This window comes from Rothia sp. P5766 (assembly GCF_048513555.1).
Lineage (GTDB): Bacteria > Actinomycetota > Actinomycetes > Actinomycetales > Micrococcaceae > Rothia.
On record NZ_JBLXXS010000007.1, the window covers coordinates 47,979 to 68,486 of the forward strand.

Annotated in this window: 16 protein-coding genes and 1 tRNA gene; 10 read left to right on the forward strand and 7 right to left on the reverse strand. The window is 58.2% G+C overall.

Annotated elements, in window-relative coordinates; genetic code table 11:
• Positions 1-104 precede the first annotated feature (104 nt).
• Positions 105-875 carry an NUDIX hydrolase gene (locus tag ACN08V_RS05020; RefSeq protein WP_419104762.1) on the reverse strand — a complete coding sequence of 257 codons (771 nt, stop codon included), beginning with the start codon at positions 873-875 and terminating at the stop codon, positions 105-107.
• A complete protein-coding gene (gene nth, locus ACN08V_RS05025) occupies positions 868-1,806 on the reverse strand; it encodes an endonuclease III (protein ID WP_419104763.1) in 939 nt (312 codons plus the stop codon). The genes ACN08V_RS05020 and nth overlap by 8 nt, the downstream gene beginning before the upstream one ends.
• A 160-nt stretch (positions 1,807-1,966) precedes the next feature.
• On the opposite strand from nth, the gene acs reads away from it, so the two are divergent.
• Together acs and aroQ are read left to right on the forward strand one after the other, a co-directional pair.
• Entirely contained in the window at positions 1,967-3,904 is a 1,938-nt protein-coding gene (gene acs, locus ACN08V_RS05030) for an acetate--CoA ligase (protein WP_419104764.1), read from the forward strand.
• Between the two features lie 162 nt (positions 3,905-4,066).
• Positions 4,067-4,525: a type II 3-dehydroquinate dehydratase gene (aroQ, locus tag ACN08V_RS05035; RefSeq protein ID WP_419104765.1), complete on the forward strand. Its 459-nt coding sequence runs from the start codon at positions 4,067-4,069 to the stop codon at positions 4,523-4,525.
• A 54-nt stretch (positions 4,526-4,579) separates the two neighbouring features.
• On the opposite strand, the gene ACN08V_RS05040 is transcribed toward aroQ, so the two are convergent.
• Positions 4,580-5,749: a MarP family serine protease gene (locus ACN08V_RS05040; RefSeq protein ID WP_419104766.1), complete on the reverse strand. Its 1,170-nt coding sequence runs from the start codon at positions 5,747-5,749 to the stop codon at positions 4,580-4,582.
• A gap of 329 nt (positions 5,750-6,078) precedes the next feature.
• Between ACN08V_RS05040 and ACN08V_RS05045 the strand changes: the two genes are divergently transcribed.
• A complete protein-coding gene (locus ACN08V_RS05045; RefSeq protein WP_083091991.1) occupies positions 6,079-6,756 on the forward strand; it encodes a Crp/Fnr family transcriptional regulator in 678 nt (225 codons plus the stop codon).
• 325 nt (positions 6,757-7,081) lie between these two features.
• Here the strand turns inward: ACN08V_RS05045 and ACN08V_RS05050 are convergent, their stop codons facing one another.
• The 3 genes from ACN08V_RS05050 to ACN08V_RS05060 form a co-directional block, all read right to left on the reverse strand.
• Entirely contained in the window at positions 7,082-8,056 is a 975-nt protein-coding gene (locus ACN08V_RS05050; RefSeq protein WP_419104767.1) for an NUDIX hydrolase, read from the reverse strand.
• Positions 8,049-8,525, reverse strand: a complete 477-nt coding sequence (locus ACN08V_RS05055) for a RidA family protein (protein WP_419104768.1) — start codon at positions 8,523-8,525, stop codon at positions 8,049-8,051. Before ACN08V_RS05055 ends, ACN08V_RS05050 begins: the two co-directional genes overlap by 8 nt.
• A gap of 83 nt (positions 8,526-8,608) precedes the next feature.
• On the reverse strand, positions 8,609-8,812 hold the full coding sequence (locus tag ACN08V_RS05060) for a hypothetical protein (RefSeq protein WP_419099159.1): 204 nt from the start codon (positions 8,810-8,812) through the stop codon (positions 8,609-8,611).
• A gap of 244 nt (positions 8,813-9,056) precedes the next feature.
• Between ACN08V_RS05060 and ACN08V_RS05065 the strand changes: the two genes are divergently transcribed.
• The 6 genes from ACN08V_RS05065 (at position 9,057) to ACN08V_RS05090 (ending at position 19,128) form a co-directional block, all read left to right on the forward strand.
• The gene (locus ACN08V_RS05065) at positions 9,057-11,186 is read left to right on the forward strand and encodes a transglycosylase domain-containing protein (protein WP_419104769.1); all 2,130 of its coding nucleotides are present in this window, start codon (positions 9,057-9,059) and stop codon (positions 11,184-11,186) included.
• A 32-nt stretch (positions 11,187-11,218) separates the two neighbouring features.
• Positions 11,219-12,148, forward strand: a complete 930-nt coding sequence (locus ACN08V_RS05070; RefSeq protein WP_419104808.1) for a metallophosphoesterase — start codon at positions 11,219-11,221, stop codon at positions 12,146-12,148.
• Between the two features lie 54 nt (positions 12,149-12,202).
• Positions 12,203-14,035, forward strand: a complete 1,833-nt coding sequence (locus ACN08V_RS05075) for an ABC transporter ATP-binding protein (protein ID WP_419104770.1) — start codon at positions 12,203-12,205, stop codon at positions 14,033-14,035.
• Positions 14,032-15,852 carry an ABC transporter ATP-binding protein gene (locus ACN08V_RS05080; protein ID WP_419104771.1) on the forward strand — a complete coding sequence of 607 codons (1,821 nt, stop codon included), beginning with the start codon at positions 14,032-14,034 and terminating at the stop codon, positions 15,850-15,852. The genes ACN08V_RS05075 and ACN08V_RS05080 overlap by 4 nt, the downstream gene beginning before the upstream one ends.
• 235 nt (positions 15,853-16,087) lie before the next feature.
• The gene (locus ACN08V_RS05085) at positions 16,088-18,970 is read left to right on the forward strand and encodes an FAD-binding and (Fe-S)-binding domain-containing protein (protein WP_419104772.1); all 2,883 of its coding nucleotides are present in this window, start codon (positions 16,088-16,090) and stop codon (positions 18,968-18,970) included.
• 84 nt (positions 18,971-19,054) lie between these two features.
• Positions 19,055-19,128, forward strand: a tRNA-Pro gene (locus tag ACN08V_RS05090).
• Between the two features lie 3 nt (positions 19,129-19,131).
• Here the strand turns inward: ACN08V_RS05090 and ACN08V_RS05095 are convergent.
• Positions 19,132-19,743: a DNA-3-methyladenine glycosylase I gene (locus ACN08V_RS05095; protein WP_419104773.1), complete on the reverse strand. Its 612-nt coding sequence runs from the start codon at positions 19,741-19,743 to the stop codon at positions 19,132-19,134.
• A 173-nt stretch (positions 19,744-19,916) separates the two neighbouring features.
• On the opposite strand from ACN08V_RS05095, the gene ACN08V_RS05100 reads away from it, so the two are divergent.
• The gene (locus tag ACN08V_RS05100) at positions 19,917-20,480 is read left to right on the forward strand and encodes an NADPH-dependent FMN reductase (protein ID WP_419099153.1); all 564 of its coding nucleotides are present in this window, start codon (positions 19,917-19,919) and stop codon (positions 20,478-20,480) included.
• Positions 20,481-20,508: the final 28 nt, after the last annotated feature.

Below are 20,508 nucleotides of genomic sequence, written 5' to 3' on the forward strand. Positions count from 1 at the left end.
ATGATATCAAAGCCAGCAGACGGTGTTCCCGTTAGCTGGCTCGGGGCTGGCGTTTAAGGGTGCTAACGGGAACACCGTCTGCGGGGTTATAAATTACCGATCTTCTAGGTGTGGGCTTCCCGTGTCTGTTCCCTGTCCCAGGGTTCTTCCCAGCCCAGTTCTTCAAAGACCCGGGAGAGCAAAATCCCGGTAAAGCCCCAGATGGTGAAGTTCTGGTCCGCGTTGGTTACGTCAAAGGCCGGTGACTTATGGGTGGTTCTGCCCCGGCGCACAGTGGCGGTGTGGCGGTTAGCTGGGTCGAGCAGGTCAGCGACCGGCACACGCACCACTAGGGCTGATTCTTCCCTGTCGACTGCTTGCACGGGGGTGGGTAAATCCCACCAGCCCAGTACAGGTGTGACCCGGTAGTTGCTGACTGGCAGGTCGATGGGTGGGAGTTGCCCGAGCAGGCGCACTCCGCTGGCATCTAGCCCGGTTTCTTCGACGGCTTCACGGAGGGCTGCTACCTCTTCTACGGTTTGACCGGTGAGGGTGGCTTGGTCGTAGTCTTCGGGGTCGATGCGCCCACCGGGTAGGGCTGGTTGCCCGGCGTGATGGCGTAGCCCGTCGGAGCGTACTAGTAGCAGTAGGTCCAGGTCGCTGGTGACGGTGGGGCAGGTGCGGTGGTGGGCTGGCGCGGTGTCGAGCAAGCCAAAGAGTAGGAGTACGGCGGCGGGTTTGATGGTGTGGGGGTCAATTGCGCCGATGTTCCAGTTTTCCCTCTGTTTGACAAGGGCGGGGGCCCTGTAGGCCAGGTCTGTGAGCTGGGTGAGGGCGGGGTGTTCTCCCGCTTCTGACGCAGGAATCTGGTTGGGAGCTTGCGGGTTTTTAGGCACTGAGTGAGTACCCTTCTGCTCGCAGCTGGCGGCGGGTGGCTCCCTGGAGGAAACGTAGGTGTAGGCGTTCGCGACCCGGTGCCATCTCGTATTTGAGGAGTTTGGCGGCTTTGGTTTGGTCTGTTTCGCCGGTGCCGTAGGCGGGGCAGAGGTCGGCTACGGGGCAGGCTCCGCAGGCTGGTTTTTGGGAGTGGCAGATGCGCCGCCCGTGGTAGACCAGCCTGTGGGAGAGCTGGGTCCAGTCTTTGGGTTCAAAGAGTTCTGCTACCGCCTGCTCTACTTTGGTGGGGTCTTCTTGGTCGGTGAATCCGAGCCTGCGGGAGAGCCTGCCAAAGTGGGTGTCTACGGTGATGCCTGGCTTGCCAAAGGCGTTGCCGAGCACTACGAATGCGGTTTTTCGGCCCACGCCGGGGAGTTTGACCAGGTCTTCGAGTTTGCCCGGCACTTCCCCTTTGTGTTCAGCTACAAGTTGGGCGGCCAGGTTGACGATTGATTTGGCTTTGGAGCGGTAGAAGCCTAGGGGTCGCACCATGTCTTCGATGTCTTCGAGTCGGGCGGTTGCTAGGGCCTGGGCGTCGGGGTAGCGGGCGAAGAGTTCGGGGGTGGTGGCGTTGACGCGCACGTCGGTGGTTTGGGCTGAGAGTACGGTGGCGATCAGGAGCTGGTAGGGGTTATCGAAGTCTAGTTCTGCGACGGCGTAGGGGTAGGTTTGGCCCAGGATGCGGTTGATTTTGCGGGCGCGGCGGGTGCGGGCTAGGGGGCTTTCTGCCTGGTTTGTGGCGGTGGCGCGGGCGCGTTTGCGGGCGGCGGCCTCGGCGACTGGGGTGGGAACGGTGCGGATTTCTAGGAGCTGGCGCTCGGTATCGGTGAGGGGTGCGGGTTCCTGGTCTATAGCTGTTGCGGATGCTGGTGTCTTTTTGGACTGGGGCATACCTAGAGATTACCCGTAGAAGCGACAAGATGATGTTCGGTGTCAGTTCGCTCAACACGAACCCTAAATTTGTGACATAAACTACAGATGCGCTATTGTTGGGGAGAAAACCACAATGTGGCCTAAGTCTATGACGCCACACACAGAGGAAGGCATATTGATGACCGACACCCAGGACGTCTTTGCACCCAGCCCCGAATTCTCAGCCCAGGCCAACGCCCAGCCCGGCATCTACCAAGAAGCCACGGAAAAAGGCCCCGAATTCTGGGCGGAACAGGCTCGTGACCTGCTGACCTGGTACAAGCCCTTCACCCAAACCCTCGACTGGTCCAACCCTCCCTTCGCCAAGTGGTTTGGCGACGGCGAGCTCAACGCCTGCTACAACGCCGTAGACCGCCACGTTGAAAACGGCCTGGGCGAGCGCACCGCCCTGCTCTTTGAGGGCGAGCCCGGCGACACCGCCTCCTACACCTACGCCCAGCTCAAAGACCAGGTATCCCGCGTAGCCAACGGCCTAGAATCTCTTGGCGTGACCAAGGGTGACCGTGTAGCCATCTACCTGCCCATGATTGCCGAAGCTGTGATTGCTATGCTGGCCTGCGCCCGCATCGGTGCCGTCCATTCGGTAGTATTTGGCGGCTTCTCGGCGGATGCCTTGCGTTCCCGTATCGAAGACGGAGAGGCCAAGCTGGTTATCACCGCCGACGGCTCCTACCGCCGTGGTAAGCCTTCTATGCTCAAACCCGCCGTCGATGCCGCCCTAGAAAAGGGGGGCTCCAGCGTCGAGCACGTCCTTGTTGTTCAACGCAACGGTGAGGAGATCAGCTGGGTGCAAGGCCGCGATGTCTGGTGGCACGAGCTGACCGCTGAGCAGTCCACCGAGCACACTCCCTCACGCCAGAACGCCGAGGATCCCCTCTTTATCCTCTACACCTCCGGTACTACAGGTAAGCCCAAGGGTATTCTGCACACCACCGGTGGCTACCTGACCCAGGGCGCTTTTACCCACAGGAACATCTTTGACCTCAAGCCTGAGACAGATGTCTACTGGTGCACCGCAGATGTTGGTTGGGTAACCGGCCACTCCTATGTTGCCTACGCTCCTCTGGTCAACGGCGCCACCCAGGTCATTTACGAGGGCACTCCCGATGCCCCGCACCGTGGCCGCTTCTGGGAGATTGTGCAAAAGTACGGTGTGAGCATCATGTATACCTCCCCCACCGCTATCCGCACCATGATGAAGTGGGGTGAGGACATTCCCGTCAAGTACGACCTGAGCTCCCTGCGCGTACTGGGTACCGTGGGTGAGGCTATTAACCCCGAGGCCTGGCGCTGGTTCCACCGGGTCATTGGTGGGGGCAACTGCCCCATCGTTGATACCTGGTGGCAGACTGAGACCGGGGCCATCATGGTCTCCCAGCTCCCCGGTATTACCGTGGCTAAGCCCGGTAGCGCCCAGCAGCCTATCCCCGGTATCACCATTGACGTGGTCGATGATCTGGGCGAGTCCCTGCCCAACGAACAGTCCGGCTTTCTAACCATTCGGGAGCCCTGGCCCTCTATGCTCCGCACCATCTGGGGCGATGATGACCGTTTTGTCGATACCTACTGGTCTCGTTTTGAGAGCATGTACTTTGCCGGTGACGGCGCTAAGCGCGACGCTGACGGTGACCTGTGGGTACTGGGCCGTGTGGACGATGTCATGAACGTATCGGGCCACCGCCTCTCCACCCCCGAGATTGAGTCGGCCCTGGTTTCACACCCAGCTGTTGCCGAGGCCGCCGTTGTCGGCGCTAGCGACGAAACCACAGGCCAGGCCGTCATGGCCTTCGTCATTCTCAACGACGAGGCTAAGGCAGCAGGCTACGACGATGCTGAGCTGGCCGAGCAGATTCGCGCCCATGTGGGTGTGGAGATTTCACCCATCGCCAAGCCCAAGCGAGTGCTCATCGTGGAGGACCTGCCCAAGACCCGGTCGGGTAAGATTATGCGCCGCCTGCTCAAGGACGTAGCCGAGGACCGCCCGGTCGGTGACACCACCACCCTGGCTGATCCCACGGTCATGGAGTCCATTGAGGCTAACTTTAAGAAGAGCTAGCCCGGCTAATCCCCCGAGCCTGTTTCCAAGGCTCAGGGCTGGGGCGACTACCGTAGTCCGGTGAAACCCAGAAAAAATATTTACTCTAGGTCCGCCTCTTGTTTACCTGCAACCGAGCAGATAAACAGGGGGCGGGCCCTTTTATGTGAAAAACTAGAACCTATGGCACATAGACAGACTGCATCCAAGCTCATTTCCGTTATCAACGGACCCAACCTCAACCTCTTGGGAGCGCGTAAGCCCGAGGTCTACGGGCACACCACCCTGGCGGATATTGAGGCCACCTTGCGCCAGCAGGCTGCGGATCTGGGTTTTGAGCTGAGCTTTATGCAGTCCAACCATGAGGGCGACCTGGTGGACGCTATCCAGGCAGCAGGCACCCAAGCAGCCGGGATCATCATTAACCCGGCAGCCTACACTCACACCTCTCTTGCCCTGCACGATGCCTTGGAGGCCGCCGAGCTACCGGTGGTGGAGGTTCACCTGTCCAATGTGCATAAGCGAGAGCCTTTCCGCCACCGTTCTTTTGTTTCTCCGCAAGCAACCGCTGTGATTACCGGTGCCGGTGCCCAGGGCTACGAACTGGCCTTGACCTTTTTAGAACGGCAGTTGAGGAAGTAGCCTCATAGGCCCTGGGCGCTACCTCTTACCCGCTTCTGGCACAGGCTAGCCTACCTAGACGGCACACTGGCCGGTTGCGACCGCAAGAGAGCCAGAGTGCACCTGGCTGAGCGCCTCCAGCAGAATCGATGAAGGAATAGCGTAACCGGTCTGGCCCTGGGTGGATTTAGCAAAAATCATGGCCATGACCTGACCATCTTCGGTGAGCACCGGCCCACCAGAGTTCCCCTGCTGGACATGGGCCGCTATCTGGTAGACCAAGCGGGAGGGATTCGTTTGGCCTGTACTTGCATTAATGGTCTGCGTATAGCCTAGGCCCTGGACGGTTGCTGAACGGCTGGCAAAAGGCCCTCCGCCGGGGTAACCCATAAAGGCAACGGTGGTTCCTGCGGCCACCTCAGCACCTTGGATAGGCAGGGGGGCAAGAGCCAAGTCAGGGGCACTGATAATAGCAACATCCTGCTCTGCATCGAAGTAAACCACCTGGCCGGTAGCTGCCTGCCCGTTACGGCCCAGTAGGGAGGGGGTACTGACACCGGCAACAACGTGGGCGTTTGTTACCACCAGCCCACCGTCCACCGCAAAGCCTGAGCCTTCTGATACGTAGTTGCAGGCGTTTGCGGAACCCACCACCTGCACAACCGACTGGCTAGCAGTTTCAAGTGCATCTGTTTCCAGCGGGTCGCTGGGGGCTTCCTGCTCGGGGTAGAGAAGATGCGATACCTCAGGAAGGCCGGCGGCCTGGACGAGTTGACCCTTAATCTCTGTCACCTTTTCCTGGGCGGCAGGCGGTGTTACCTGGAGCAGCCAGCTAACCACCTTAGATTCAGAGGTCAGGGCGGTAACGGTGGGAATACCGAGCGGTCGGACCACTAGAACAAGGGTAACGATGACCAGAGCGCTCAAAAAGATGTTGAGCAGGCCACCTGCAAGGCGCTCCAAACCGCGCAGGGGTGTCTTATCGCTGGCGCGGCGAATCAGGTTGCCTACGGTCATCCCAAGGGTTTGGCCAAGAATCAAACATCCTAAGGCAGTGCCCAGCCCCACTAACAGATACCAGTGAGAACTCACCTGGTTGATAGCCCACGGGGTTGCGTAGAGGGCAGCTAGGGCACCGGCGATAAAGCCGACGAAGGTCCCCAGAGTAACAAAAAGTCCTTGGCGTAAACCGGCAAGAAAGTAGATGCCGATAATGGCAAGAATTACCCAGTCAAGGATGGTCATATATCTCCTTAAGAAAGAGGGAGGCAGACTCAAGTATTTAACCAGGTAATCTGCACGGCTACCCGTAAGGGTTTCACAGCCTACCGGCTCAACCTGAAAATAGCGGGAAAGGACGGTTAAAAAAACTCTGGTACTGCTCGGAACAGCAATCTTAATGGGTGTCCAAAGCCACGAATATCATGTAGGCTCTAAAGTAGTTGAATAAGTCACAGTTAAAAGTGCTGTGTGATGAACTAGGCAAAGACTATGCTTAGGTAGTCCGTAGCCCTCAGGAACAGGGTTCGCGCTTAAACTAACCAATCATCCCCCCTAGGAGTAACAAAAGAACCATGGATATTGAAGTACTACGCCGCGCGCCACTCTTCGCTTCTCTCGACGATGAGGCATTCGCCGCTCTCACCGAAGACATCACCGAGGTAGACCTTTCCCGCGGTGCCACCCTCTTCTACGAAGGCGATCAGGGGGACCAGCTCTACTTCGTTATCTCAGGCAAGATGAAGCTGGGCCGCACCGCCTCTGATGGTCGTGAAAACCTGGTAGCTATCATGGGTCCCGGAGAAATCTTCGGTGAGATGGCCCTGTTTGACCCTTCACCCCGTTCTACCAGCGCAACCGCTGTTTCCGAGACTCGCCTGGCAGGTGTCAAGCATGAGTCCCTGCGTAAGGCTATGGAGAAGTCACCGAATATCTCCGCTCAGGTTCTTCAGGCACTGGCCCGCCGCCTGCGCCGCACCAACGAAAACCTGGCTGACCTGGTCTTCTCCGATGTTCCCGGTCGCGTTGCTAAGGCTCTGCTGGATCTGGCTGACCGCTTTGGTCGCCCCGCAACCGACGGTGTTCTGGTTGCCCACGAACTGACTCAGGAAGAGCTGGCTCAGCTGGTTGGTGCTTCCCGCGAGACCGTTAACAAGGCTCTGGCTGAATTCGTTTCCCGTGGCTGGATCCGTCTGGAAGCTCGCGCAGTGGTCATTCTTGACCTGCAGCGCCTGCGCCAGCGTTCACGCTAAGGCAAGCTCCCCTCAAGGAGGGGTAGAAACATAAAAACCGGGTGAGACAGTTACTGTCTCACCCGGTTTTCGTTTCTAGGCCTTAGCTCTTGAGGAGAACAAGAGCTGGGACCTAGCACAGTCAAAGGACTATAAAGACTTCTTCAAATGCGCCCCCGACCTGAACACCCGCAGATAGCCCTATGCGTAGAAAATTTCTGGCCATAAAGCACACAGTCAGAACAGTAAACACCCCACCGCTTTAAAGTTCTTTGATAAAAGCCAGGGACTTCTTAGTAGAGCACGTTCTGCTCTTGTTTTGCCTGAATAAAGCTAGTCATAAAAACTAAACTTTCTTTTCCTCTACTGACAGGTAGCAGGTACCTGTGACGTCCCGTTTAACCTCGGGCAGATAGAGGCTAACCTGGCGGCGTTTTGAGAGAAAAGCCACCGCACCAGAAGCCCCCGCGAGCTGTTCAAGCAGGTACATAACGCCCGGGGTAACAAGCTCCTGGAAGGGTACCCCCACGGTGTCCGGCTGACCGATTTCATCGCCCAGGGCAGTACTTGAGGGAGCCGCGATCAGGTCGCGAGCGCTCACCCAGCGCCCCCAAATGCCCTTTCCAGCAAGGAGAGAGGGGCTCTGCCCTACGGGGACAGCGCAGGTGAAATAGTGCACGTCATAGCGTTTGTGAAAGAAACCCGGGGACTGCCAGCGGGCCAGAGGTTTGAGCAGGTCAGCCCTAATTTTTAGGCCCCTGCGTTCAAGGTAGTCCGCGAAAATTTTCTCCTGCTGGGCTACCGACTGACGTGAAGTCATGCATTCGTGGCCGCTGGTCAGTTCGATAGTGGACAGCTCATTATCACCGGCCAGCAGAACACCGGTCTCTTCAAAAAGTTCACGGATAGCGGTCACTACAACAGCGCTTGTAGCTCCCAGGTCTTCCTGGGCAAAACTCTTAGCCCAGTATTCGCCACCGGGCCCAACCCAGCCTAGGGGAGCGTAGTCTTGACGAACCCCCAGACCGCCGGGGAAAGCTACCCTACCCATGGGGGATTTAACCCGGTAGGTCATAAAGGTTTCCACGCCGTTGGCACCATCTCGCACAAAGACCACTGCGGCGGCAGGTTTAGCCGGGGCTTGGTCACAGGCACCCTGGTCAAGCCAGGCGCGGGCGCAGTCCTGCTGACTGGGAGGAATCGGGTGGGTTTTAGCTACCGGCACGCGCGGGACGGCCCCCGTTCCCGCGGAGTAGGGGCGCGAGGCGGAGGCAGGAGCTACCTGCTTAAGGGCACCTGTGTACATGGACTGGTTAGGCATATTCCACGATAATTTCGACTTCAACCGGTGAATCGAGCGGGAGTACTGGCACGCCGACAGCTGAACGGGCGTGCACACCGGCATCACCGAATATGTCGCCTAGCAGCAGAGAAGCGCCATTGATGACAGCAGGCTGAGCGGTGAAAGAGGGGTCAGAAGAGACGAAACCAAGGACCTTCACCACCCGGGTCACGCGGTCAAGGTCACCGATCACAGACTTCACTGCGGCCAAAGCGTTGAGTGCAGAGAGGCTAGCAAGTTTCTGGGCGGTCTCAGGGTCAACGAACCCTTCCTGACCCTTATCGGCTACCTTGCCAGTAGCCGGAAGCTGGCCTTGCACGAAGGGAAGTTGGCCCGATGTGTAAACATAGTTGCCACTGGTTACAGCGGGAACGTAAGCGGCCACGGGAGCTGCCAGTTCGGGGAGCTCAAAACCAAGCTCTTTAATGCGGTCTTCAATCTTTGACACGGTAAGCCCTTTCTCACAGGGTGTCCGGGGGCATAAAACCGGGCTACAGGCCTTATGGCCCGAACCCGGTTCTGGTGCGATGTTTAGTTAGTTGCCTTCTTGCGCTTAAAGTAGGCGATCGGATTGCCCTGAGTGGGGGCAACCATGTTCCCTGCCGGGGTTGCACCGCTGGGTGCGGCACCGGGCAGAACTGCCACAAGCTCCCAGCCGTCTTCACCCCAGTTATCGAGGATCTGCTTGGTTGCGTGAATCATCAGGGGCACTGTTGCGTATTCCCATTTTTCCATAGCACCAAGCCTAGACCACCCGGGCCTAAAAGACGAAGAGGCCGGGCCTCAAGAGTAGGTTTTGAAACAGCCAAAGCCTTCGGTGTGCCTACTGTGCACTACAAAGTGGAGCCGGGACAGCGTCTTGTGGGGTGCTAAAAGGGAGCTCCGCACGGAGGCAAGCCGGTAGATTTTGAGGGACTTTTCCGGGCTAGTCCCCCGGCCCTGTGGTGCGCTTTGGCCGGGGAGCCGATAAACTGGTTAAATGGCTTCCTCTAAGAACGTTCGTACACGGCGCCGCACTCCGGGCGATTTCATTCAGTTTATTGCACTGAGCATTATCTCCGGCTTCGTAGTTGCTCTGATTCTGATACCACCAACTACCGCGATGAGCGCAACTATCAACGCATCCATGAACTGGTTTAAAGCTCTGCCTGTCAGCATGAGCAACGGGCCGCTCTCGAAGCCCTCTGTTATTTACGCAAGCGATGGCAAGACCGAACTTGCTTCTTACTATGCTCAGAACCGCACAGAGGTTTCTCTGGATAAAATTTCACAGCATATGAAAGATGCCATTCTTTCCTCAGAGGACCGTAAGTTCTACGAGCACGGGGCTGTCTCACCCCTGGGTATTGCACGCGCTGTAGTTAACAACGTGATTAACCCCGGTAACCGCCAGGGTGCATCTACCCTGACCCAGCAGTACGTCAATAACCTGCTGATTGATGCTGCCGAGCAGTCTGGGGAAGAAGCGGGCACTCTGGGTGCCAACAAGGACTACCTAGACAAAATCAAGGAAATGAAGCTGGCCATTTCCATGGAACAGAACCTGAGCAAGGACCAGATCCTTGAAGGGTACCTGAACATCATTAACCTGGGTGGCTCTAACTACGGCGTGGAAGCCGCCGCCTACTACTACTGGGGTATTTCGGCCTCTGAGCTGGATATCTCCCAGTCAGCCATTCTTGCCGGTATGGTGGTCTCTCCCAACATGTACCGCCCCGATAAGAATCCCGAACTTGCCAAAAAGCGTCGGGACATCGTACTGGGCACCATGCTCCGTGACGGCAAAATCACTGAGGATGAATACTCTGAGGCGCTCAACGAGGACGTCAACCTCGATATTCACACCACCCCCTCAGGCTGTTCTACGGCTGGAGATTTCGCCCATTTCTGTATTTACGCTGTTACGGATTTCTTGAATGATGAAACCTACGGCGCAACCGAAGATGACCGTAAGAATGCCCTCTACCGGGGCGGTTACAAGATCATTACCACCGTTGATGTTAAGGCCCAGAAGGAAGCCAAGGCCCAGGTAGAAGCTACCCAACCTTCCACCAACAACCCCGATAAGGTATCAGCGGCTCTGGTTTCTGTAGAGCCCGGTAGTGGAAAGATTCTTGCCATGGCGCAGAACTCCGGCTACGGTGACTCCGTCGAAACCAATTTCGAGGACAACTACTACAACTTCAACGTTGATATTGCCCACGGCGGTACTGCAGGTTTCCAGCCCGGTTCAACCTTCAAACCCGTGTTTCTTGCCCAGTGGATCAAGGACGGTAAGGGCGTTAACGCCACCATTGACGGCACCTCCCTGAACTACCCCAAGTCCTTCCGCTGGCCGGCCTCCTGCCAGCCCAACGGGTACATTCTTTCCGAGGATGCCGAGGGGTTCTCCTTCAGCAACGCAGAAGGGGGCCTACGAACCTGGAACACAGTGGCCTACGGCATTAAGAACTCTATTAACTCCTTCACTGCCAAGATGGTATCGACCACCGATGCCTGCGCCATTAACGACCTGCGAGCCAAGCTCCGCATCACCGACGGGGCCGGCAACCCCCCCTACGAGATCACCCGCCCTTCCTACATGCTAGGTGGCTGGGAAAAGGGTACTACGCCCCTCACCATGGCTTCGGCCTACGCTACCTTTGCCAGCGGTGGCACCTACTGTGAGCCCCGCTCCCTCACCAAGGTCTCCAAGAACGGCAAAGAGGTCAAAGGCTATAAATCTACCTGTGAGCGTGTGCTCGATGAAGACGTTGCCAATGGCGTTAACTACGTCCTTGAACAGGTGCTAGTCAGTGGCTCCGGCTACCAGCGCGGCATCGGGCTAGCCGGTGCCTCTGCAGCTAAGACCGGTACCACCAACGACTCCACCCAGACCTGGATGATTGGTTACACCCGTGGCATTGCCACCGCCTCCTGGGTAGGTAACGTCGATCAGGGCTCACGCCCCCTCAACGGCCTATCCATCAACGGGCAGCGACTTAGCTACGTGGACGGTGCCACCTACGCCGGTGCTCAGTGGCAACGCTATATGCGCGCTGTAGCTAAGAACTACAAGACTGACGCTTTCACTACACCTTCGGCTAAGGTGCTTGGCACCAACCAGTAAGGAATGATGTGAATTCTCTGAATTCTGCTCATGTGGCGGCTTCGGCTGGCACTCTGGCACGATCCGCAGCAGCGGTTCTTGGCGCAGGTGCTCTAGCTGGGGCCGCCACGGCCGCTTATGCCCACTTTATTGAGCTCAATAACTTCACGATTCGCACCGAGACTCTACCGGTACTTCCCGCCGGTAGCCCCGACTTTAAGGTTCTGCATATTTCGGATATGCACATGATTCCCGGCCAGCGGCCTAAGCGGGATTTCATGCATTCGCTGGCCGAGCTGAAACCGGACCTGGTTATTAATACCGGGGATAACCTCTCCCATATCAGTGGGCTACCCGCCCTGCTCGATGCGCTGGACCCACTCCTGGACTTCCCCGGAGTCTACGTTCCCGGCTCCAACTGCTATTTCGCGCCGGTCGCCAAAAACCCGGCCCGCTACCTGTGGAAAAAGAACACCGGGGACGAAGCCAGCCAAGAAACCCGGGCACCCCTACCGACCCAGGACATGCACGATGCTTTCGATGCTCGCGGCTGGTTGGGGCTCATTAACCGCTATGACACGCTCACTCTCAAGGGTCTGCGCTTGGAGTTCTCCGGGGTCGATGACCCTCACCTGGACTATGACCGGCACCCCGGGTTCTCCCCCACCGCCTTTGAGCGGCAACCGGCACCAAGCCTGCGCCTTGGTATCTGTCACGCCCCCTATCTGCGTACCCTCAATCGTTTTGTAGCGGACGGCGCCCAAGCAATTTTTGCCGGACACACCCACGGCGGGCAGGTCTGCCTACCCGGTGGCCGGGCACTGGTTTCTAACTGCGACCTGCCCCCGGAACGCGCCAAGGGAGTCTCCCTGCAAGGTAATATTCCGGTACAGATTTCTGCCGGACTGGGTACCTCCCGGTTTGCCCAGGTGCGGCTCTTCTGCCCGCCAGAGGCCGTACTGGTCACTTTGACCACTCCCTAAGTACGCACACTAACGGTTCTCTTCCTCACCCACAGACCGGAAGAAAAGGTAAACATGTCATTGCGCCTCTTGCGGGTTAAGCCTCTACCCACACCTGAGCCAGCGCCTTTTGTTGACACAAACGAACACGACCTTACACTCTGGCGTTACTCAGGCCCTATCCGGGGGCGCTGGTTTGCCGGTCTGCTGGTGGCTATCACCAGTGCTATTGTGGCAATCTCGATACCGCAGGTCTTGGGGTGGATTGTTGATTCGCTCCTCACCGATCAGCCCACCGTACAGGCTATCTGGGTCGGTGGTGGCATAGTCTTAGCCTTAGGTCTGCTCCAGTCGGGGCTTTTCCTCTTACGCCGCCAGCTGGTCGTTGAGCCGGCTTCGGAGGTGGAGAATACCATGCGGGTCAGAATCTTTGACCGGCTCTTGCGTTCACCCGTTACTTTCCACGACCGCTGGCCATCGGGCCAGCTACTGACCCGTACCATGTCCGATTTGGGCACGGTGCGTCGCTGGACGGCCTTCGGCCTGATTCAGCTCATCACCACCGCTATCCAGGTACTGGTGGGAACGCTCTATATGTTTGCCGGTTCCTGGCAGCTAGCCCTCATTTTCCTAGCCAGTCTTCCAGTTACTGTTTTCTTTATCTGGCGGTTTGTACGTACTTTCCGCCAGCTCACCCGTGCTTCCCAGGAGAAGGCAGGTGACCTAGCAACCTCTGTTGAAGAATCTGTGCAGGGTATTCGTGTGCTCAAAGCCTTAGGAAGGGGCGATCATGCCTTAGCTGGCTTTGCGGCCAGCTCTGCAGAACTCAAAGACCTTGAAATCCGGCGCGGTCGGGCTACGGGAGCCATGCGTATGCAAACAGCTATGACCAGCGGCCTATCACTGGCGCTTGCTTTGATTGTTGGTCTTCAGCTTGTCGCGGCAGGCTCATTGAGTGTTGGTAGGCTAACAGGGTATTTTGCTACGGTAGCCATGCTGACGGGGCAGGTGGAGCGCAGCGGTATGTTGCTTTCCATGTACCTGGCTGCCAAGGTTTCCATGGACCGCCACCGCGCTGTCATGGTCGGTGCACCCGGTGAAGAGGTGGAACTTGTGGCTGGCTCACCCCTTAGCCCCTCAACAGCTCAGGCCGCAGCCCTTCGGTTTGACCGGGTGGACTTTAGCTACGGCCCGGCTGAGCGCCCGGTCCTAAGGGGCTTCAGCCTGGATATTGGCCCCGGCGAGATTATTGCCCTGGTCGGTTCCACCGGCTCCGGTAAATCGACCGTCTTACACTTGCTCCAGCGGTTGTACCAACCCAATTCCGGGGCCCTTTACCTGGACGGTCACGATATTGCTTCCCTCCCCCTGCCGGAGCTTCGTTCCTCCGTAGCTATCGCTTTTGAGGAACCCGTTCTCTTTTCCACCAGCGTCCGTGAGAACGTCCTCCTGGGGGTTCAAGACCAGGGCCTCACCGAGGCAGAACTGACCCGACGGCTAGAGAATGCCCTTAAGGTTGCTGCCGCAGATTTTGTTGCCCACCTGCCGGAGGGGGCAGAAACGGTGATCGGTGAAGAGGGGATGAGTCTTTCAGGCGGTCAACGTCAGCGGCTCTCCCTTGCCCGCGCTATTGCGACCAATCCAGCGGTGCTCCTGCTCGATGATCCGCTCTCGGCACTCGATGTCACCACCGAAGAACGCGTCATTGACCAGCTCAAACAAGAGCTCACCAAAACCACCACCCTGCTCACCGCGCACCGGCCCTCAACGGTGGCGCTGGCCGACCGGGTAGTGCTACTCCAGGACGGGCAGGTTGCCGCAGTAGGAAGTCACACCGAGCTACTGGCCCGAGCTGACTACCGGGAGCTCATGGCACCCGAAGCCCCAGCACAGGAGGGCCTGGCATGAACCCTGTACCGCCCCGCGAAGACCGGGTAGAACTCAGCGCAGAAGAAGCAGGCCTGGTACGCCGCCGTTCCCTGAACCTGCTGGTAGAAATCCTAAGACCCGTGCGCGGCCACCTGCTGTTAACCCTGATACTGGTGGTCATCGCCATGGGGCTCAATACGGCCATGCCCTGGCTCATCTCACAGGCAATTAACACCACCATAGAACCGCTCAGGGGTGGGGATCCGGGGCCAGCTACCCGGGTCGTCCTGCTCTACGCGGGAGCCGGTCTTATCTCGGGTATCTGCCTTTACACCAACATTCTGCTGACCTATAAAATCTCGCAGAACGCGCTCTTTGAACTGCGGCAACGCATGTTTGCGCACTCGCAGAAACTCTCGGTGAGCTTTCACGAAACCTACACCTCCGGGCGAGTTATCTCCCGCCTGACCAGTGACCTCGACACGCTCCGGCAGTTCTTGGATTCTGGGCTCTCGGAACTTGCCTCCATGCTCCTCAGTATTGTGTTCACGGTACTAGCGCTCTGCCTGATGGACTGGCGGGCCGGTGTGGCCCTGGCCTGTATCGGCCTTCCGGTTGCCCTACTTACCCTCTGGTTCCGCCGCAATTCGACTCTGGCCTACCGGGCCCAGCGTGTGGCATCAGCGCGAATCATTAGCCGTTTTTCGGAGACCTTTACCGGCATCCGCGCAGTCAAAGCCTTCCGGGCAGAGGCGACCGCCCGCGAACAGTATGGGCAGGCCGCCGAAGAGTACCGGATGCGGGTTATGCAGTCCGTTAAGCTCCACGGCATCTACATGCCCACCCTGCAGGCTCTGGGCAATACCTTTGTTGCCACGGTCCTGGTGATTGGTGGCTACTCCATTTTGGGCGGCTCCATGCAGGCCGGCACACTCCTGGCTCTAGTGATCTATGCCAACCGGGTCTTTGAACCGATCTTTATGCTCTCTGATTTCTACAACCTCTTCCAGTCGGCAGTTTCTGCCCTTGAAAAGGTGTCCGGCTTTCTGGCGGAAGAACCTGATGTTGCCGAACCCGAGCACCCGGCTCAAAGAAGCAGGCCGGCCCAGGGGTATTTGGTCTTTGATGAGGCCGAATTTGAGTACCTACCCGGCAGACCTGCTCTCCACCGACTTAACCTAGAGGTAGCTGCGGGCCAGCACCTTGCGCTGGTAGGAGCGACCGGCGCCGGTAAATCTACCCTGGCAAAGCTGGTAGCTCGCTTTTACGACGTCACCCAGGGCTCTATCCGCTTGGACGGCCTAGACCTGCGAGAGCTCAGCGACCATCAGCTCCGCCGCGAGGTTGTGATGGTCACCCAGGAGGCCTACCTGTTTGAGGGCACCGTTGCCGATAACATTCGGCTGGGCAACCCGCAGGCCACCGACGAGCAGGTTCATGAGGCCGCCCGTAGGGTGGGGGCCTACGATTTCATCACCGCCCTACCCCAGGGTTTTAACACCCACCTGGCCAAGCGCGGTGGTCGTGTCTCCGCCGGGCAAGGCCAGCTCATTTCCTTTGCCCGCGCCTTCCTGGCTGATCCCGCCGTGCTCATTCTTGATGAGGCAACAGCCTCCCTTGATATCCCCACCGAGCGGCTGGTTCAGCACGGCCTTGGTACCCTGCTGGCGGGGCGCACCTCCCTAGTCATAGCCCACCGGCTCTCCACGGTGCTCACCGCCGACCGGATCCTGGTGATGGATGACGGGCGGGTGGTTGAGGACGGCTCCCCCAGCACCCTGGTAGCTCGCGGCGGGCGGTTTGCTCGGATGGTTGAAGCCTGGGAACAGAACCAAGGAATTGACCAAGAAACCTAAGTAGAGCGCAACCCAGTAGGCGATTTTGAGGCTGTGTTAAGCAAGAGAAACCTTCCCTTATCCGCCCCAAGGCACTGTTGGCGCAGTTCTTACCCCCGCTCTATTTCAAGCAGACAAGACCCATCGTTTGCGGGCTACACCACAGGCCGATAGATTGAGGATGTGCACGGCTGGTCATCGGCGCCCAGCACTGCTCTTCAAATGTCTGCGCCGCCCCAGCCAAGGAAAATCACCGATGAGTGTCGCTTCTGCAAGCCAAGCCCTCTCCCGATCTGCCACAGATTCAATCGCCGCTTTCGCAGCTGAGCTAAGGGATATCACCCACTCCGACTTCTTCTCCAATTCGTCGCTCGACCGGCTGGCTATGGCTCACGATGCCTCCCACTACCTGCTGGTGCCCGGTGCGGTAGTCCGCCCGCAGTCAGCCACCGATATGGGTAAGATTTTCGCGGCCGCTGACCGGCACAACCTACCACTGACCTTCCGTTCTGGCGGAACCTCCCTCTCGGGTCAGGCCGGTACCGAGGGCCTGCTCATAGATACCCGCCGCCATTTCCGCGGCATCGAGGTACTCGACGGCGGTCAGCGCGTTCGGGTTCAGCCGGGCGCCACCGTGCAGGCAGTCAATACCGCCCTCGCGCCCTACGGCCGCAAGCTGGGCCCCGACCCGGCCTCCATCAGCGCCTGCACCATCGGTGGTGTGGTTGCCAACAACTCATCTGGTATGTCATCGGGCACGGAATTCAACACCTACAAGACCCTGGACTCTATGGTCTTTATCTTGCCCTCGGGCACTGTCATTGATACCGCAGAGCCCGATGCCGATGCCCAACTAGCCGCCCAGGAGCCCGCCCTGCACGAGGGTCTAACCCGCCTGCGCCGCCAGATTCTGGATAACCCAGCTTCGGTGGCAAAAATTCAGCAGCAGTTCTCCATGAAGAACACCATGGGCTACGGGCTCAACTCTTTTGTGGACTACGAACTACCCGTCAAGATTCTGGAACACCTGATGATCGGTTCTGAGGGTACCCTGGGTTTCGTCGCCTCAGCCACCTACCGCACCCTGCCGGTACTTTCCCACGTCACAACCGGCCTACTCACCTTCAGCAATCTTATTGATGCCACCAAGGCTATCCCCCAGCTCGTTGAAGCTGGCACAGCAACCGCCGAGCTGCTGGATGCGACCTCTATTCGGGTAGCCCAACGCACCGGGCAGGTCCCCGAATCTCTAGCCGCTATTGAGGTCATTGATCATGCGACTCTCCTGGTTGAGTTCTCGGGCAATAGCGCCGAGGAAATCACCCACCAGCAAGATCAGGCGGCCCCCATGCTGGCCGGTTTACCGACTGTCCTGCCGGTGCGTATGACCTCCGATGCCGCCGAGCGCAACAAGCTCTGGGCAGCCCGCCGTGGCCTCTACACCACGGTGGCAGGCGCCCGACCCAGCGGCACAAACGCCCTGCTCGAAGACGTCGTGGTGCCCGTTGAAAAACTGGGAACTACCTGCCAGAGCCTCTCAGAACTCTTCGATGCCCACGGCTACCAAGACTCCGTCATATTCGGACACGCCAAGGACGGCAATATCCACTTCATGCTCAACGAGCAGTTCCGCGATGCCAAGCTGCTCAAACGCTATGAGGCCTTCACCGAGGACATGGTGCAGCTCATTCTCGATGCGGACGGCTCCCTGAAAGCTGAGCATGGCACCGGCCGTATTATGGCCCCCTACGTGCGCCGCCAGTTTGGTGATGAGCTTTACCGCATCATGTGCGAGCTCAAAGCCCTGATTGACCCCAAGAATGTCTTTAACCCCGGGGTGGTGCTCTCGGATGACCCGGCCAGCTACATCCAAAACCTTAAGGTCGCTGAACCGGTGGAAGAAGAAGTGGACCGCTGTGTCGAATGCGGCTACTGCGAGCCGGTCTGCCCCTCTAAGGACCTGACGCTGACCCCACGCCAGCGCATTGTTATTCGCCGGGAAATTCAGGCAGCCCAGGCTGAGGGCAATACCGCTTTGGCTGACCAGCTTGCCACCGAGTACACCTACCACGGTGTGCAAACCTGCGCGGTAGATGGTATGTGCCTAACCCGCTGCCCGGTGCAGATCAATACCGGCGACCTGGTGCGCAGACTCCGTTCCGAACAGCAGAACAAGGCTGCCGCTAAGGGGTGGGACCTGGCGGCCAAGAACTGGGCGGCGGTTGATTCAACAGCCGGGCTCGCGCTGACTACCGCTAAGGCTCTGCCTTTCCCCCTGCCCAAAACTGCCACCGATATCGGGCGCAAACTCCTGGGCACAGATCTGGTCCCCTCCTACAAGAAAGACCTGCCCGCAGGCGGCAAGCCTCGCGCACCCCAGCCCAATCCCCGCGCCGAGATTGTCTTCTTCCCCGCCTGCGTGGGTGCCATGTTTGGCGGTGTAGATTCCACCGGCGCACCGGCTCCCAGCGCTACCGAAGCTTTCACAACTCTCTGCCAGCGGGCCGGTGTAGAGTTCACCGTGCCCGAGGGCATCAAGTCCCTGTGCTGTGGAACCCCGTGGAAGTCAAAGGGGTACACCGACGGCTACCAGCACATGGCCGACCGTGTTCTCGACATTCTTTGGGCGGCCAGCCAGGGTGGGCGCCTCCCTATTGTCTGTGATGCTTCCTCCTGTACCGAGGGCCTCCAGGTCATGAAAGAAAAAGCTGCCGCGTCAGGCCCCGGAGCATCTGGGCGCGATTACTCCCAGCTGACCTTCATTGACTCGGTGGAGTTTGCCGCTGACCGCCTGCTCACCGCGCTCACCGTCACTGGCCCCATTGCCTCGCTTGCTCTGCACCCCACCTGTTCCGTGACCCATCTGGGCATTGCCAGTAAGTTTGTGCAAGTGGCGCAGGCTATTTCACCCGATGCTGTAGTGCCCCAGGCCTGGGGTTGCTGCGCCTACGCTGGGGACCGGGGTATGCTCCACCCCGAGCTGACCGCCAGCGCCACCGCCGCAGAAGCCGCTGAGGTCAATTCCCGCAGCTTTGAGGCCTACGCCTCCACCAACCGCACCTGCGAGCAGGGCATGACCGAGGCCACCGGCCATACCTACCAGAACATTCTTCAACTGCTCGAAAAGGCCACCCGCTAGGCCGCCATACCGCCTTAGCCCCGGAACACCGGTTTGCGGTGGGCCGGGGCAGGAGCTATGATTGAACAGTTGTTCTAACAACATCGGGATGTGGCGCAGCTTGGTAGCGCGCGTCGTTCGGGACGACGAGGCCGCAGGTTCAAATCCTGTCATCCCGACAGCTAGCCCCAGTTTCTTAACAAGGAAGCAGGGGCTTTTCTTGTGCCTAAAGTTTGTTCCCTGATAGGGCAGGTCAGCAGGTGGTCATTGACCATACCTGTTGCCTGCATAAAGGCATAGACAGTTGTGGGCCCCACAAACTTAAAACCCCTAGCCTTGAGGTCCTTACTCATAGACTCGGATAGGTCGGTTCGAGCCGGTACCTGTTCTGAGCTCTTCCAGAAGTTAATGATGGGCTGATAGTTCACAAAACTCCAGAGGTAATTATCAAAAGATCCAAACTCATGGCAGACCTCAACATAAGCATGTGCATTAGCCAGAACTGACCTTATTTTGAGTTGATTCCTGATAATCCCCTCTGTCTGCATGAGCCTAGCGACCTGCTGGTCCCCATAGGTCACTAAAACTTCGGGGTCAAAGTCCGCATAGGCCCGGTAGAGTGACTCTATTTTGGAAAGCACGGTATACCAGCTGAGGCCTGCCTGTTGCCCTTCCAGGTTAAGCATGGCCAAGAGGGCCCTGTCATTGTGTTGGGGTCTGCCCCATACCCTGTCGTGATAATCACGCTCAATTTGGCTCTGGAGAGCCCAGGGGCATCTCTGCCTGTCCAGCATAAAAACTCCCTTTCGAACTTTTCCCTGATGCGCTGCCGGGTAGACTTGACCGAAGAGTAGTCCCGCAGCAAGACGTATAGGGGCAGCAGCAACAAGGCCACCAAGATTTACTTGACAGATACAATACGTTAGCTAGTGTAAATGCTTTGGGCTTCGTGTGAAAGGGTAGCACCATGTCAGCAAAAATTCTTATCATCTCCGGCTCAGACCGGACAGGTTCCTTCAACACCCAGCTCGCCGAGCAGTTCGCTCAAACCGCCCAGGCTAGGGGCCTTGAGGCAGAAGTCTACAACTACTCCCATATACCCTTACTCAGTCAGAATGATGAGTTCCCCACCCGAGCTATTATTGCCCAGCTCCGCGCCGATATTAAGCAGGCAGACGGGCTACTTATTGTCTCTCCCGAATACAACGGCGCTTACCCCGCTCGCCTCAAAAACTTGATCGACTGGGCCTCACGGCCCGATCCTGCTGAAGCCCCAGGAACTCCCACTGTCCTAGCCGGTAAGAAGGTGGGTATTGCCTCGGTTGCCAACTCCAGCTACGGCAAATTTGCTCTCAAAAGCCTGGAGCATCTTATTAACTTTGTAGGTGCTGACCTGATGGACAGCCAGGGTCTCGGTATCCGCATACCGCGAGAGGCCCGTGCAGAAGGCAAACTGATTCTTGATTGGGAGCAACAGCAGAAAGCAGATACCTTCATAGCTAACTACCTGGCCTTTATCCACCAAGGATAAATTTTTACCAGCTTCTAGGAGCTAAGGA